This is a genomic window from Nocardia sp. FBN12, assembly GCF_050320175.1.
Lineage (GTDB): Bacteria > Actinomycetota > Actinomycetes > Mycobacteriales > Mycobacteriaceae > Nocardia.
This window is the reverse complement of record NZ_CP190048.1, coordinates 7009386-7024892: the sequence shown is the minus strand read 5'-3', so window position 1 is coordinate 7024892 and position 15507 is coordinate 7009386. Positions and strand designations below refer to the sequence as shown.

The 15507-nt window shown below is 64.4% G+C and carries 10 protein-coding genes; 7 read left to right on the top strand and 3 right to left on the bottom strand.

Going from position 1 to position 15507, the window contains the following annotated elements; genetic code table 11:
- Positions 1 to 16: 16 nt before the first annotated feature.
- Both ACQHI0_RS32920 and ACQHI0_RS32915 read right to left on the bottom strand, forming a co-directional pair.
- Positions 17 to 1372, bottom strand: coding sequence for a hypothetical protein (locus tag ACQHI0_RS32920; RefSeq protein WP_427905590.1), 1356 nt, complete (start codon positions 1370 to 1372; stop codon positions 17 to 19).
- Between the two features lie 70 nt (positions 1373 to 1442).
- The gene (locus ACQHI0_RS32915; RefSeq protein WP_427909374.1) at positions 1443 to 3971 is read right to left on the bottom strand and encodes an ATP-binding cassette domain-containing protein; all 2529 of its coding nucleotides are present in this window, start codon (positions 3969 to 3971) and stop codon (positions 1443 to 1445) included.
- A 108-nt stretch (positions 3972 to 4079) separates the two neighbouring features.
- On the opposite strand from ACQHI0_RS32915, the gene ACQHI0_RS32910 reads away from it, so the two are divergent.
- Entirely contained in the window at positions 4080 to 5519 is a 1440-nt protein-coding gene (locus tag ACQHI0_RS32910; RefSeq protein ID WP_427905589.1) for a metallopeptidase, read from the top strand.
- A gap of 357 nt (positions 5520 to 5876) precedes the next feature.
- Here ACQHI0_RS32910 and ACQHI0_RS32905 read toward each other — a convergent pair whose 3' ends face one another.
- Positions 5877 to 7199: an FHA domain-containing protein gene (locus ACQHI0_RS32905; RefSeq protein ID WP_427905588.1), complete on the bottom strand. Its 1323-nt coding sequence runs from the start codon at positions 7197 to 7199 to the stop codon at positions 5877 to 5879.
- Between the two features lie 143 nt (positions 7200 to 7342).
- Between ACQHI0_RS32905 and ACQHI0_RS32900 the strand changes: the two genes are divergently transcribed.
- The 6 genes from ACQHI0_RS32900 (at position 7343) to ACQHI0_RS32875 (ending at position 15442) form a co-directional block, all read left to right on the top strand.
- Complete coding sequence (locus ACQHI0_RS32900) at positions 7343 to 8542, top strand: DUF7373 family lipoprotein (protein WP_427905587.1); 1200 nt, start codon at positions 7343 to 7345, stop codon at positions 8540 to 8542.
- A 71-nt stretch (positions 8543 to 8613) separates the two neighbouring features.
- The gene (locus tag ACQHI0_RS32895) at positions 8614 to 9804 is read left to right on the top strand and encodes a DUF7373 family lipoprotein (protein ID WP_427905586.1); all 1191 of its coding nucleotides are present in this window, start codon (positions 8614 to 8616) and stop codon (positions 9802 to 9804) included.
- The gene (locus ACQHI0_RS32890) at positions 9801 to 11027 is read left to right on the top strand and encodes a DUF7373 family lipoprotein (RefSeq protein ID WP_427905585.1); all 1227 of its coding nucleotides are present in this window, start codon (positions 9801 to 9803) and stop codon (positions 11025 to 11027) included. Before ACQHI0_RS32895 ends, ACQHI0_RS32890 begins: the two co-directional genes overlap by 4 nt.
- 255 nt (positions 11028 to 11282) lie before the next feature.
- On the top strand, positions 11283 to 12521 hold the full coding sequence (locus ACQHI0_RS32885) for a DUF7373 family lipoprotein (protein ID WP_427905584.1): 1239 nt from the start codon (positions 11283 to 11285) through the stop codon (positions 12519 to 12521).
- Positions 12518 to 13774 carry a DUF7373 family lipoprotein gene (locus ACQHI0_RS32880; protein ID WP_427905583.1) on the top strand — a complete coding sequence of 419 codons (1257 nt, stop codon included), beginning with the start codon at positions 12518 to 12520 and terminating at the stop codon, positions 13772 to 13774. The genes ACQHI0_RS32885 and ACQHI0_RS32880 overlap by 4 nt, the downstream gene beginning before the upstream one ends.
- A gap of 72 nt (positions 13775 to 13846) precedes the next feature.
- Positions 13847 to 15442 (top strand): serine/threonine-protein kinase, encoded by a 1596-nt coding sequence (locus ACQHI0_RS32875; protein WP_427905582.1) that lies wholly within the window; start codon positions 13847 to 13849, stop codon positions 15440 to 15442.
- Positions 15443 to 15507: the final 65 nt, after the last annotated feature.

Genomic DNA, 15507 nt, shown 5'->3' with positions numbered 1-15507 from the left:
GCCTCGACGGCTGGAGCTAGATCACTACCGGCGGACCGGGGTCGGTCGCGCGCGCGGGACCGGGAATCAGGTAGCGCAGGGTGTCGATGCCGGGAGTGACGCAGGCCGGATCGTCGACGAGCGTCCCGCGCGCTGTCTCGATGCCCTCGCGCGGGACCGTGTTCGCGTACGGGGTGAACGCGCAGCTCACCGGTTCGGCGGCCGAGGCTACGGCGGGATCCGGCGCGAAGGCGACCACGGCCAGCGCGCCGACCACCGCCGGTGCGCCGAAGAAACCCTTCTTCACCTTGCCGAGCAGTTTGCCGCGTCGGTCGTCGTCGTCATCGTCGTGTTCGAGGGCGTGCCGCGGTGCGCGAGCGGGTGGACCGGAAGGCTGCGGCGGTTGCGTGGCGGGCGGACCGGCGACGAATCCGGCGGGCCCCGGCGGTTGAGCCGCGGGCGGTGCTGTGGGTTGCGCACCCCAGCCGACCTGCGCGGCGACCGCCTGACCAGGATGTCCGGACGCCGGATAGTCGTCCTCCTCGTCGTCGAGGTCCGGCTCGGTGACCAGCAGATGCGCGGCACCGAGGACCAGCGCGTGCATCGGATGGTCGGCCACGTGCAGACGCTGACCGAGGTGGTTCTGGAAGGCGAAGCGCAGCGCGTCGTTGAAGCAGACATTGCCCGCGAGCAGCACCGTCGAGGTGTCGGCGCCGATCGAGCGGGCCGCGGCCATCGCCTCGATCACCACGTTGTCGGCGGTGCGGGCGTCGCGCAGGGCGTCGGGGCCGACCGCGACCTCCGTCGATTCGGTCGGCTGTTCGTCGTCGCCGTGCACCGCGACGACCAGCAGCGAGCGACCGTCGGAGTAGATCCCGGTGGCGCCGATCCCGTTGCGATGCCGCTCGCTCGGCGGGGAGACCAGGCCGAGCGCGCGCACATAACCCGAGAGCGCGACGCTTTCCGGTAGCGGCTCCACGACCACGTCGAGCTGCTCGACGAGCGCCGCGTAGACCTCGACCTTGTCCTCGGGCCAGCTGTCCGGATACGGCAGCGCCACCAGTTGCGGCTTGCCCTGGAGGTACTTGCCGATAGACGCGAGGGGGTTGTACAGCCGGGCCCGGAAAACGAGCTCGGCGGGCCAGGTGGCGCCGGCGATCACGATCTGCGGATGGCCGAGGATGTCGCGTACATCGGCGATCGCCATCCCCAGATCCGGTCGTTGCCGGTCGACGCCGGCGGTGTGCAACCTGCCCGCGGCATCGGCGAGCAGGTAGGCGGGCGGGGTGTAGGTGCCCTCGACCTGTACCGGGCGGACCGGCGTCGTGCCGCCACCAGCGGCCACGGACACCACGTCCCACCCCAGATGTAGGGCCCCAACTCGAACGGTCACAGGCTCAAGTGTGCCCGGTCGGCGACAGACACGCGCAGCTTGCCCGCCGAAATGGGTTTGACCTGGCCGATCATGCCTGTGACTTCTTCAGTCGTAGCCGGCTCCAGGTGATCACGGCGAGGATCGAGGTGATCACGATGAGCATCACGATGTCGAGCAGCCAGATCCACGTGGTGTGGTCCCAGAGCACGTCCTCCTGTGAGCCGAAGACCAGCGTCTTCAAATCGACCGTCGACGCACCCGCCGCATAACCCCAGCGTGAGGGGAACAGATACGAGATCGGCTCGAGGCCGACCCGGTCGGTCACCGGAATCAGGCCACCCGCCATCACCAGCTGCACCATGATCATCAGCACGAGCATCGGCATGACCTGCTCGTTGGACTTGGCCAGGCTCGACATCAGCAGGCCGAACACCACACAGCACACCGCGGTCATCGCGATATCGAAATACAGCTCGAGGCTGCCGTTCGGAATCAGCGAACCTTCGCCGGGCGCCTTCTTACCGAGGAAGGTGATACCGACCAGAACCGCCGACTGCAGGAACGCGGTCACGCTGAACACGACGATCTTGGCCATCAGATACGCCGATGGCAGCAGGCCGACCGCGCGCTCGCGCAGGAAGATCGACCGTTCGCCCACCAGGTCACGCACGCTGAGCGTGGCGCCCATGAAGCACGCGCCGAGGATGAGCACCACCAGCAACTGCTGGGCCTCGCCGCCGCTTTCCCGCCCGAACGAGCCGTCGGGCAGCTGCACCAGCGCGCCCTCGGTGAACCCGTCACTACCCGGCACCACCAGCGACAACGCGCCGAGAATGAACGGCAGCACCACCAGGAAGATCAGATAGCCACGATCGGAGAAGATCAACCGCAACTGCCTGCGAGACAACGTGCTGAACTGCCGCATCGCACTCGACTGCGGCGGCGCGCCCACGTTGCCGCGATTCGGTTGCGCGGGCGGCGGTGGCGGCACATAGGCCTGCCTCGACCGATACTTCGCGAACGCCTGGTCGGGATTGGCCGCGACCTCGGCGAAGATCTCCGCCCAGTCACTCGTCCCCATCGCCGCACCGACCCCACCCGGATGGCCGGCGAACGCCGTCTTACCGCCGGGAGCCAGCAGCACCACCTGGTCACACATATCGAGGCAGGCCACCGAGTGCGTCACCACGATCACCACGCGCCCGGCATCGGCCAGCTCGCGCAGCATCTGCATGACCTGGCGATCCAGCGCCGGATCCAGACCCGAGGTCGGCTCGTCGAGGATCAGCAGCGACGGACCGGTGAGCAGCTCCATCGCCACCGACGCGCGCTTACGCTGACCACCGGAGAGCCGGTCGACCCGGGTGTCGGCGTGCTGGGTGAGCGAAAGCTCTTGCAGCACACCGTCGATCACCTGCTGCCGGTCGGCCTTCGTGGTATCCGGCGGCAGCCGCAGCTCCGCGGCGAAGCCCAGCGCCTGGCGAACCGTGAGCTGACGGTGCAGCACGTCGTCCTGCGGCACCATGCCGATACGCGAACGCAGTGCCTCGTACTCGGCGTGCAGGTTGCGGCCCTCGAAGGTCACCACACCACCGGAGGGCTGGGTATTGCCCGCGATCAGCTTCGACAGCGTCGACTTGCCCGCGCCCGACGGTCCGATCAGCGCGGTCAGCGTCCCGCGCCCGGCCGTCATGTTCACATCGACGAGCAGTTGCTTGTTGTTCTCGACCGTGAACCCGACCCCGTGCACCGACAGGCCCTGCTCGGCGACCGGCTTCTGCCGATGCGCCAGTGCGCCCTGGGTGACGACGAAGTCGATGTTGCCGATGGTGACGATGTCGCGCTCGCGCAGCACCGAGCGCTGCTGGCGGTGACCGTTGACGAAGGTGCCGTTGGCCGAGCCGAGGTCCTCGATCACCAGGCCCTCGGGCGAGGCGAGGAGCTTCGCGTGCGCGCGCGAGGCGAGCGGATCGTTCACCACGATCTGGTTGTCCGAGGTGCGGCCGATGCTCAGGCCACCGGGCGGAATGCGGTCACCGCGCGCGACCGGTTCGGTCGAGGCGGCCTTGCGGACCGGCGGCAGCATCGACGAGTCGGCGCGGCGGGTCATGTTGATGTTGTCCTGCGGCTGCGAGGGCAGCTGCGAGGTGGGCACGTATTGCGGTTGCGGTGGACGTGACGGTGGCTGGAAGCCCGGGTGCTGCTGCTGCGGACGCGGCTGCTGGTGATGCGGTTGTTGCTGGTGCGGCTGGTGCTGTGGTTGGGAAGGCGGTGCGACCATGGTCGCCGCGTGGCGCGCCCCAGGCGCCGCGGGGACCAGGTGCAGCAGCGGCCCGGTGATCGCGTCACCCAGGCGCACCTGGGTTGGCCGGTCGATCGACACGGGCTGGTTCAGCCTGCGCGCGTCGACGAACACACCGTTCGTGCTCCCGTTGTCGGCGAGCACCCACGCGCCGTTGCTGAATCGCAAGGTGGCGTGCACACGCGAGACCAGCGGACTGTCCACGAACAGGGTGACCTCGGGCGCGCGGCCCATGGTGATCTGCTGGCTCGCTTCGAAGACTCGTTCGGTTCCATCATGGCGCACGGTGATGGTCTGCGCCCCCGGTGAAGACATGGAGCGGATACTATGCCATCGCCCGGACATCGGCGGTGCCCCCGAGACGGCTTCGATACCTGATCCGGCGATCGACCTGCACGTGTATCCGGCCGACCAGGGGGACCGATGCCGAAAGCTCAAGTGTTCATTGCGATCTCTGTGGCGCTATGCGCGCTGCTCGGAGTGGGTTGCACGCGGGCGATCGATGGTCACGGGGTCTCCATCTACGACGATCCGTTCCAGGTGGCCGGGTTACCGACCACCGGCGGACCCAACGGGCCGCGTCCCGGCGTCCCGGATTCGCCGCTCACCGCGTCCAATGGCGACGGTGGCGAGGTGGACACCTTGGCGCTCAACGCGATCGACGACATCCAGTCCTACTGGCAGTCCGGCTTCGGCACCGAATTCCCGGGCGAGACCTTCGATCCGGTCGAGAAACTGATCTCCTGGAACGCTCGCGCGGCCCGCAGCGAAGCGGTCGAATTCTGCTCCGAAACCACCTACCACCTCGTGAATGCCGCCTACTGCCGCAGCGACAACTCGATCGGCTGGGACCGCGAGATGCTGCTGCCGACCATGAGCGAGACCTTCGGGACGATGTCGGTGGTGATGGTGCTCGCCCACGAATACGGTCACGCCATCCAGACCATGGCCAAGATGGTCACCAAGAAGACGCCGGTCCTGGTGAAAGAACAGCAGGCCGACTGCTTCGCGGGCGCGTTCATGCGTCATGTCGCCGAGGGCAACTCCGAGCACTTCACGATCAACACCTCCGACGGCCTGAATTCCGTTCTCGCCGCTACTGTTTCGATTCGCGACTCCGATCCCGACGATCCGGAGAGCGTGCACGGTTCGGCCTTCGAACGGGTCACCGCGGTGCAGATCGGGTTCACCGACGGACCGCGCGGCTGCAAGGGCATCGACTCCGACGAGATCGACTCACGCCGCGGCAATCTCCCGCAGAGCTACGGCGGAGAATCCGGCGAACAAGAGGTTTCGAAATCCAACTTGGTCGAACTGGGCAAGGCTCTCGCATCGATCATGCCGACCAACCCTCATCCAGAGTTCAGCTACAGCGGTGCCGTCATCGCCTGCGAAAACGGCGTCCCCACCGAACCCGTTTCATATTGCCCCTCGAGCAACAAGATCGCGATCGACATTCCAGGGCTGGCAGAACGCGGCTCGGTCTCGACCGATGACGACGGCCCGTTGCCGGTAAAGGTCAGCGGCGATTACAACGCGTACATCGCGGTTATATCGAGATATACGCTGGCCGTGCAGAAAAGCCAGGGTCAACCGCTGATCGGAGCGAAAACCGGACTCAGGGCCGCATGCCTGTCCGGTGCTGTCAGCCGCGAACTCGCGCGGCCGGATCGCCCCGTTTCCGAGGGGGACATCATGTTGGCCGCAGGCGACCTCGACGAGGCGGTATCCGGCCTGCTCACCGACGGGTTGGCCGCTAGCGATACCGAAGCGAAAACGGTCCCGAGCGGATTCGCCCGCGTTGACGCGTTTCGCGCAGGCGTGCTGGGCGGCCCCGCACCGTGCTCAGCAAGGTACGAGTAAGCAACAGCAGAGCGAACAAATACTGGTTGACCTGGCTGTCTTGCCGACCATACCCTGGATCGAAATGGACACTTGGGGGGAAAATGTCGAGAACTAGAACCTTGTTGATCACCGGGCTGGCCGGAATAGCGTTGAGCGCTACGTTGACAACGCCCGCGCAAGCCGTCGCGCTGACATTCGACACACTCGAGAACTGCGCAAGATACCGCGATGCACATCGAGATGCGTATCCGAATGGGTACTGCACGCATCACTCGAGGCCGGGCGATGCGTACTACCCGCGATGGCAGTTCGTTCCGAAGTGATCCACCTCGCCGACTGAGGACCGTACCCGGCGTGCAGGTGGTCGAGTAGGGGTCAGCCGAACGGTGGTGGTGCGGCTGGTTCGTAGCGCAACACTCGGTTGCCGATCATGACCTCGGTGCCGGGGACGAGCACCATGGGCTGGTTCGGTGTGAGCCGGACCCAGTCGCGGTAGCCGGGGTGCCTGCTGCGGGTGCCGTTGGTGGAACCGCGGTCGATGAGCTGCACGTCCCAATTCACCAGGTGCACTTCGGCATGCGCGCGCGACATGCCGCCGGAGGTGTCGTCGATGCGCAGCGGGATGAGGCCGCGCTGGGCCGCGTCGGAGTTCTCCGGGTCGCGTCCGATCACCGCGTCGGCGGCCATCAGGTAGGTCATGCCGTCGTCGAGCACGAGCATGCCGAGCGGCGGGCGGACCACCTCGGCGAGCGCCTGGGTCTGGTCGACCGGCATGCCGCACACCGTGCAGAACGCCGAGCGCGGATCGCTGGGATGCGCACGCGCGCACTTGAATCCCATCACCTTCACCGCGAGCACCGTCGACTTGGCGGTGGCCTCGAGCCTGCGCTGCAGGTTGGGATCGGGTTCGGGCGCGGGATTGGTTCCGGCGTGCTGGGTTTCGGCGGTGTGCGGGTCGGCGACGGGGGTGTCGACCGTGCCATGCGAGGTGCCGGTGACGGCGTCCAGCATCGAGGTCGCGGGCTGCATCCCGGTCGAAGGCTGCTCGGCCGGGCGTGAATCCGGTTGCGGTGCTTGTGGTTCCCGATCTATGCGGGCGGTGGGCGGTGGGGGTCTTCTGGTTTGGCCTACCGGTTCGGCGGTCCGCACCCGGCTGCGCACATCGTTGGACCACATCACGGCCCCGCCCGCCTGCGCGATTCCTTCGACCAGCCAACCGATTCCGCGTTCCGGTGGCAGATCCGGGATGCGGCCCTTGGCGTCGTCGGCGAACAGCGCGACCGCCTTCGCGGGCTCGGAGGCCACCCGGTCGACGGTGAACGCCGCGTCACTACCGCGGTAGTACTCCGGCCCGCGCTCGTCGGCGAGCACCGCGGTCACCGAGCCGTGCAGGAAGATCGCCACGCCGCCGTTGTCGGCGGCCGAGAGCACCCCGAAATCGATCGGCACACCCGGTGAGATCTGCTCGGCGTACTTCATGAGCCAGCGGGTCGCCTCACGCGCCACCACCGAACCCGGCCCCGACGGCGCCTGCTCGTGCGCGTCACGCACCAACTCCGCCAACGACTCCAGCGCGATCGCCGCGGTATCGCCGGGCGTGAGCTTGCCCTGCCCGCGATGCGCGACCACGATCACCGCGCCCGCGACCCGCGCCACCGCGTGACTTCCGAGCACCACTTCGACCTGCCGATCCCTCACAGGTATCGGCCTCCACCGGAACTGCACAGCAGGGGGGTCGCCATGTCATCCAGAGTATGGCAAGCACCCCGCATCAGTCCCCCTGGGCGGGTTCAGTCCGGTAACTTCATAGGTGTTGTGGGAGGAACATCGAGGGGAACCTGATGATCGATTCGACCAGAATTCGCGTCGCGCTCGCCCTGGGTGGGGCCCTCGTCGCCCTCACCGGCTGCGCCGTCAGCGGCACACCCGTCGCCGGTGAGCCCGATGTGCGCGGTCTGGAGACCGGGACCTTCGCCACCGATCGGCACACCTACACCGACACCGCGGGCAACAAAGGCGCGCTGGTCGAGGGTGCGCGGATGTCGGCGGCCGTGGTGCCCGCGGTGCGGATCGATCCGTCGCTGTCACACGGCCGCGGCGGTGTCGTCATCCCCGATGTCGAACGTGCGCTGGATTTCGTCGCGAACGTGTCCAAACCTGTTCTGGAGAACCGCAAATTCCTCACCGGCTACGTCGCGCTCGGCGCCGACAAAGCCGATCCGGACGGTGAGACCCGCCCCGGCCCCGACGCGACCGCCCTGACCACGGCCCTGTTCCGCTTTCCCACCGCGGCCGCCGCCACCCTCGCCGCGCGCGAACTCGAGGACGTCGACCTGGCCGTCTCCCCCGACAACCGCAAACTCGCCTCCACCAAATATCCCGACGCCTACCTCCATTGGCGCCCAGGCGTTCCCACCATCGGCGCCTTCCTCGCCCACAAAGAGTTCGTGATCTCGCTGTTCATCCAGCGTCCGCGTGCCGACGCGGCCGACCTCACCTCCTGGATCGACAAGAACATCGCCGCCGAACTCGCCCAGCTGTCGAAGTTCGACCCCACCCCCACCGAGAAGCTCGCCGACCTACCCGTCGACCCCGCCGGGCTACTCGCCCGCGCCGTAGTCGACAACCGTTCCGCCATGCACCCCGGCCAGTACTCCTTCGCCTCCTACGCCCCCGAACACCTCATCAACAAGGCCGCCAACCTCACCACCCGCCAAAACCTCGTCGAGGCAACAGGAGTCGAGGCCTACGCAGTCGTCGACGGCGGCGCCGTCACCCGGGTACGTGACCAGTCCGCCGCCCAATCCCTCATGCGGGGCCTCATCGATTCCGCCGGTCACTACGACCCGATCACCGCCCCCGCCGACGTCCCCACCGCGACCTGTCTGAAACTCAACGACAACGGCAACTCCGAAGACGACTACGTCTACCGCTGCTACGTCGCCTACAAGCGCTATCTGGCGATGGTCAGCGCCGACGGCGAACCCGAGGTCCGCCAGAAGATCACCGCCCAGTACGCCCTGCTGGCCAACAGTTTGTAGGTTCGCTCGGCCCCACTCCTCGAATGCGGTGACGTAGGATTCCGCCGACAATCGTTTCGGGGAGGAATGAATTGCGAGCCACGAAAGTCGTCTGCGTCCTGGCGACCGCGCTGCTGACCACTGTTGCCGCGTGCGGTGGTCCCGACGAGATCGCCGCCACCGACGCCCCCGTCGACCTCGCCTCGCTCGACGTCGGCAACTATCCGACCGAACCCCGCCAGGTCGGCACGGTCGCGAACCTGGACCAGGGCCGATTCATCGAGGCCGAACGACTCGGCGACTTCGTTCCGACGCCTGCCGACATCGATCCCAGGTTCATCCACACCAATCCGTCGATCGCGTCGGTCTTCCTCGACGCCGAAGCCGCGCTCGGCAAGATCATGGCCGTCGACCGGTTCGCCGAGGCCGCCCCTGATTTCATCGGTGGATTCGTGAGCTCGGCCGAGACGAAGCCAAAGAACATGGGCCTCGACATGGTCAACGCGGTGATGATCTTCCCCGACGCGCAGAAGGCCGCGACCGCCGCCACCGAGCTGGAAAAACTCGATTTCGGCTACGCCCCGAACAATCAGCGCATCGAGATCCCCGGTTACCCGGCGGCGACCGCGCACTGGCAGCCCGACCAGCAGTCGATCGGATCCTGGTTCGCCACCGGCCATTTGGTGATCTACACCTGGCTCTACGACTACTTGAAGATCTGGCTGGAGAAGGTCGACAAGCAGGCGCTCCTCGACCTCACCCGCAAGAGCCTCGACACGATCGTCCCCGCGGTCGCGAAGTTCACCCCCACCCCGAGCACCGAGCTGATGAGCCTGCAACGCGATCGCGACGGCATGCTCGGCCGCACCGCACCCCGCCCCCGCGAGGATTCCTGGATCAACCCACCCGGTGTCTACGCGGGCCGCACCGCCCGACATTTCCTCTCCGACCCGGTGAGCACCGCGAAAATGATCGACGACTTCGGCATCGACCTCTACGCCAACGACGGCGCCGAGGTCTTCCGGGCCCGCGACATCGCGGCCGCCCAGGGCGTCCGTGACGAACTCGGCGGCATCACCCGCAAATTCACCGCCTCCGCCGCACCCAAGAACCTGCCGAGCGCCCGGTGCAAGGAATACATCGGCCGGGAGCAACGGATCGCGATCCGCTTCTATTGCGCGGTCTCCTACGACCGGTACGCCGCCTACGTCTGGTCGAACCAGCTCCTCGATGCCCAGCAGCGGGTCTCCGCCCAGTACGCATTGTTGGTGAACGCGAAATGAGAATCCGTTACGCCCTGATCGCCGCGCTGACCACGGTCCTCACCGCGTGCGGCTCCTCGCTGTCCGGCCAGGCGCTGCCCGGCGAGATCGATGTCCGAACACTCGACGTCGGCGCGTACCCCACCGAGCCCCTCAACGCCCACGACGACGATCCCGTCCCCGCCTTCTACTCGATGTACGACGTGGCGGCGATGCGGATCGCCGACTATGTGATCAACTCCCGCGACATCGACGCTCAGATGGTCTACGGCAAACGCGGGACCACCTTCTCCGCGGGCGTGATGCCCTCAGAGATGGGCGACGAGAACGCGATGTCGGTTGTCTCGAAGAAACACAAGATGCTGTACGGCTTCGAATCCAGCGGTGCCGCAAAGGATTCACGCGTCGAAACCTACGGAGACTGGCCGACGAAGAAGGCCGAGAACCGGCTCACCGCCACCACGGTGGTCATGCAGTTCCCCGACGCGGATCGCGCCGCTGCCGCGGCGAAAGAGTTCTACGACACCGACTTCGGCGCCACGCAAGGCCGCAACCAGCCGGTCGCCGTCCCCGGACACCCTGCGGCCCTGTCACATTGGCGGCCCGACTCGCCTTTCCTGCGAACCGTGCTCCCCCACGGCCCCTACGTGATCGCGTTCCTGCTCTCGGTGCCCACCCCCGATCAGCAAGCGCTCGCCACCCTCGCCGCGAGCGCCTACACCGAGCAGATCGAGGCCCTCGCCAAAACCACACCCCTGACCGACGAACAGGTTATGACCCTGCCCTTCGACCCCGACCACCTCCTGATGCGCACCCTCAACCCCGACCAGCTCGCCAACCCCGAGGGCGCGGGTTACTACCTGGTCACCGGCAAACACGGCATCCTGCACTACGCCGGCGACCAGCTCCCCACCGATCGCCACTACATCGACGAGCAGCTCACCAAGATGAGTGCTCAGCAGGTAGCCCTGTCCTGGGGCTCGATCGGCATCCGCACCCCCGACGAGCAAACGGCCCGCCGCGCGGTCAACGAAAAAATGTTCCCCTGGCAGGTAGAAGCCGAGGCCGCAGCCCCACCGAACCTCCCCGATTCGGCCTGCATAGAGAACAAGCGCCCCGGCGCCTCGAAACGCTTCAGCTGCATCGTCGCCTACAACGAATACGTCGGAATAGTAAGCGGTAACCAACTGCTGGATGCCCACCAACGTGCGGCAGCACAATATGCACTGTTCGCCAACAGCTGATCGCGGCCTACGGATGTTCCGATTGAGCTCTACCGCAGCCGAACTCACGCCCACGTACGACCACTCGCGGCACAGGCGGGCAAGTCAGCTCCATGCCAACCGCAGCTCAGGTGCATGGAGCGGTGAGCACCGAGCACACCGGTCGGTGCGAATGCTATCTTCTCCCCAGCAGTTGGGCCGCAGGAGCAAGGCGGGCACCAACACGCGGCCCCCGCAGGGCAGGACGCGGGTCGCCTCACGACGGAGGGGAATCACATGAGGAGAACGAGTTCGGCGCTGTTTGCGGTCGGGCTCGCTGTGGCGATCACAGCGACCACCGGATGCGGGTCCGAGACCGACGCGGATGGGTCGCCCGGCGCCCAGTCCGTCGACGTGAGCAAACTCGATGTGGGGAATCTCCAAACAGAGCCCAAAGTCTTCGGGAAACCTAAGAATCTCGACATGGCACACGCCGTCGAAGCTATGCGACTCGGCAATAAGATTCCCCTACCGATGGAGATCGAACCCGACGCGGTACACGCGCCACCCTCGATGAGCGGCGCTATACGCATCTTCACGGGGTTCGACTCATCCGCTATCAAATCACGCATGAACGCTGACCCGAATAAATTGACCGAATCCGCCAAAGGGTTCATGTCAGGGTTTGTCTCCACTGCTCGATCCAACGCAGAACCCGGCCTGTCTTACGAGCTCGACAATGTCGTCATGATATTCAATACCGAAAAGGATGCGAGTACGGCCGCGGAGGTACTCGCCACCGAGGAGGCGGCTACCGATCCAGACGCTAGACCCGCTGCAGTCGGCGACGGCTTCGGAAGTCTTACAAATGTTCGCGCGCAGGTTAGTTCGAAATGGCCCGGACAAATCAAGTCGTGGAAGCCGGTCGGCAGATTCGTGATATTCACGTATGTTTACGACAGCGTCATGGGGACGCTGAAAACCTCAGATGAGGCCGAGCTCATATCCAGAGTGCAGAACAGTATAAATAAGATCGCTCCAGCCCTTCAGCGATACACTCCCACCGCACCCGATAAATTGATGGATATCGACGTGGATATGGACGGAATGCTCGGTCTCGCGATGTCAACCGTCACGGCGGACGAGAATCAGCGTGGAATTCCGGGCGTATACGACCGACACGGCGGCCTCCAACTCCTTGGCGACACAGATAAGATGGCCGCATTATTCGAAGAAACCGGGGTAGACAGAGTCTCCTGGTCGGGCAACTTTGTCTTCAGGGCCAAAGACAATGATGCTGCTGCAAAGATTGCAGACTACTACGGGGAGCCATCCAAGTTCTTACGGACCGCCCCCGCTCCAGCCAATTTACCAATTGCACAGTGCCTGGAATACGTTGGACCGAACAAGTTCGCTACGAAGTACTATTGCAGCGTTTCGTACGGCCGATACGCTTCCCAAGTCGCCGCAACGCAACTCACCGACGTGCATCAGCGAATTTCGGCTCAGTACACAATTCTCACAAAGAGCAAATGATGCATAAGAAAAGCCGAGGATCGTCGATGCCTTCGTCAAGAATCCGCGTTTTTGGATGCATCGCGGCCACATTGGTCGCCGCGCTCACCGCTACGGGCTGCGGTTCATCCACAACCGCTACCGCGCTGCCCGGAGAACTGGATGTACGCACTCTGGATACCGGGTCGTACGCTAACGCGACGGCCCCGCTGGATATGCGATTCGACTATCACAACGACCTCTCAGGCGCCTCGAATCTCGCACTGATGAGGCTCGCCGATCACGTAGTCATCGGACCGGATATTGATGCCCGTTTAAAGTTTGGAACGGGTTCAATTCCTTTCCTGGACGCCGAAAAGGCGACCAAACTTCTGGCGAACGCCAACAAGCCAGTACTCGAGCGGAACAAGATGATGTTCGGATTCGGCGCGGGGTCCAGCGACAAAGAAAACGATTCATCAGGGAAGACTCCCCCAGGATCTACTTTTACCACCGTAGCCGTGATGCAGTTTCCGGACGAGGAGGCCGCGAAGCGCGCCGCAACCGAGATCGACGAGACCGACTTCGCCATAGCTGCCGATGCCAACCAGAAAGTCAGTCTGCCGAAATACCCGGCGGCACATTCACATTGGCGCCCAGGGGTACCCACCATTGGGTCGACACTGGCCTACGGCCGCTATGTCGTCAATCTGTATATGGGCACCGCCGAAGCCAAGCTCGAAGACCTGACTGATCTCGCGCAGAAGGCGTACGCTGCGCAGTTGCCGCTCCTGGATCAGATTCCCGCCCTCCCTCCCACCGAGATGCTGTTCCTCCCGGACGACCCCGACCAGATGCTTCGCCGTACGCTCAACCCTGAAGGGTTTGGTGCACCGAATATCGGTGACCAAGCATCCTTCACAGTGCGAGGGTTCCTCCACAACGTCGGGCCGCAGGACCACTGGAAAACCGTGATGTCCGAGGCCGGAGTCGACCGATTCTCCAAATCGACATCCATGTCCAGCACGAACATGTTGTACCGTGCCCGCGATGGAGCAGGGGCCAGCATGTTGGCATCGCGAATCCTGGAACGGAACTATCCTGGCGTCGCAGCTGAACCGCCGGTGCTGCCAGAGGCACGATGCGGTGAGAATCCGAAGGATGACTACAAGACAAAGCGCTTCCGCTGTGCCATCACATACCGTCAGTATGTAGCAACCGTCGAAAGCGATCAGCTCACCGACGCACATCAACGTGCCGCGGCCCAGTATGCTCTCCTCGCGAACAGTCAGTAGCAGTGCAGTGCTGGCCAGCGACATGAACCAATATGCTCTACTGATGCAGGACAGGAGACGATCACGGTGGCGATGACTCCTGGCACCATCGTTGGCGGCTACCGAATCGAGCGGATACTCGGAGCTGGCGGTATGGGCTCCGTATATCTCGCCAAGCACCCCAGCTTGCCACGGATGGATGCGCTCAAGATCCTAAGCCCCGAACTGTCACGTGACGCGGAATTCCGTGCCAGGTTCGAACGCGAGGCTAATCTCGCGGCCGGCCTTGACCACCCCAACATCGTGTCGGTCTTCAACCGAGGCGAAGAGGATGGCCAGCTGTGGATTGCCATGCAGTATGTGGAAGGCACCGATGCCTCCGCGGAGATGGCGCGCGATCCCCATTCGATGAATCCCCTTCGGGCACTTCGAATTGTCTCCGAAGTGGGGAAGGGATTGGATTACGCACATCGCAAGGGTTTGCTTCATCGCGATGTCAAACCAGCAAATTTCCTCCTCTCCAGCATCGACAGCGAGGAGGAGCGGATATTTCTCACCGACTTCGGCGTCGCCAAGTCCAATGATGATGCGACGGAGCTCACCCAAACCGGAAGCTTCCTGGCCACCATCGCTTACGCACCACCAGAGCAACTCGCCGGGTCGCCACTCGATCATCGTGCGGATGTCTACAGCTTGGCTTGTTCATTCTTCAAGCTTCTAACAAGGAGGAATCCCTACCCCGCCACTCAACCGGCAATGGTGATGATGGGCCACCTCCATGAGCCCCCACCCAGCGCCACCGCAGTCAATATCGGTCTCCCACCTGCGATTGATGCCGTATTCGCGAGGGCAATGGCCAAGAATCCTGCGGATCGCTTCAGGTCCTGCCGTGAATTCACCGACGCCGCCGCAAATGCGCTGATGCCCGGCCATTCGCCCGCGTCCACGAATACCAGCCCTACGTATCCAATCCAATCACTCCAACAGGCTCCGTCGAGTGGCTTTCATACCACAACCTCGACTGGTCCACACACTGCGGCACCGCAATTTCCTGCCGAGCGTTTCGATACAGCGTTTCGCCCGGCTGCTCCCAAAGGCCGGTCCAAGCTCATTATTGCCAGTGCTGCGGTAGCTGTCGTCGCAGTGGCAGTGGCTATCGGTATCTTCGCGGTGCAGAGCCAGGGCGGCGATACTGATCCATCGGCGATTCATTCATCGACCCCCAGCGGTTCCAGCCCTGTCGACCAGGCACGTGCCGCCAACCCCAGCTTCGCCGGTAAGACGATTGCGATGGTTGACGTCGCCGATGGTAGTGGGTTCGAGCTGGACATGGCGATGTACTTGTCGCCAACGACGCAAACAAGCTTCTTCAGTGATCTTGGCCTTGTATACAGCCCCGCTTTGACGAAATCGTCTGACGAACCGTCACCGCGCAACGTCACCAGCGATGAGCGCTACAGCATCTTTTCGAAGTTCAAGAGTGGCGACTACATCCTCGCCATTCGGAGTGATGCGAAGGCAGGTGGCGGAGGGCTGCTCGGGCTCCCGGGAGCAATCACCACATCGAACGCCACCGTTATCGTGGTCGACGACCCTGCGACTGTCACCGCTATCAGGAATTGGTCCGACAAATCGGAGCAACTACTTGTCGACCGATTGGTTCCGATTCTGAGCAAGCGAATCCAGTAGAAGGCCTGCGAAACGAAGTTCGGCCTCAGGGTCACAACCCTGAGGCCGAACTTTGTGCGCTCGGT

What these genes read in the sequence shown, in the direction of transcription:
- ACQHI0_RS32915 (WP_427909374.1), bottom strand. Translation starts at nt 3,971, where the DNA reads ATGTCTTCACCGGGGGCGCAGACCATCACCGTGCGCCATGATGGAACC.
- ACQHI0_RS32910 (WP_427905589.1), top strand. Translation starts at nt 4,080, where the DNA reads ATGCCGAAAGCTCAAGTGTTCATTGCGATCTCTGTGGCGCTATGCGCG.
- ACQHI0_RS32900 (WP_427905587.1), top strand. Translation starts at nt 7,343, where the DNA reads ATGATCGATTCGACCAGAATTCGCGTCGCGCTCGCCCTGGGTGGGGCC.
- ACQHI0_RS32890 (WP_427905585.1), top strand. Translation starts at nt 9,801, where the DNA reads ATGAGAATCCGTTACGCCCTGATCGCCGCGCTGACCACGGTCCTCACC.
- ACQHI0_RS32885 (WP_427905584.1), top strand. Translation starts at nt 11,283, where the DNA reads ATGAGGAGAACGAGTTCGGCGCTGTTTGCGGTCGGGCTCGCTGTGGCG.
- ACQHI0_RS32880 (WP_427905583.1), top strand. Translation starts at nt 12,518, where the DNA reads ATGATGCATAAGAAAAGCCGAGGATCGTCGATGCCTTCGTCAAGAATC.
- ACQHI0_RS32875 (WP_427905582.1), top strand. Translation starts at nt 13,847, where the DNA reads ATGACTCCTGGCACCATCGTTGGCGGCTACCGAATCGAGCGGATACTC.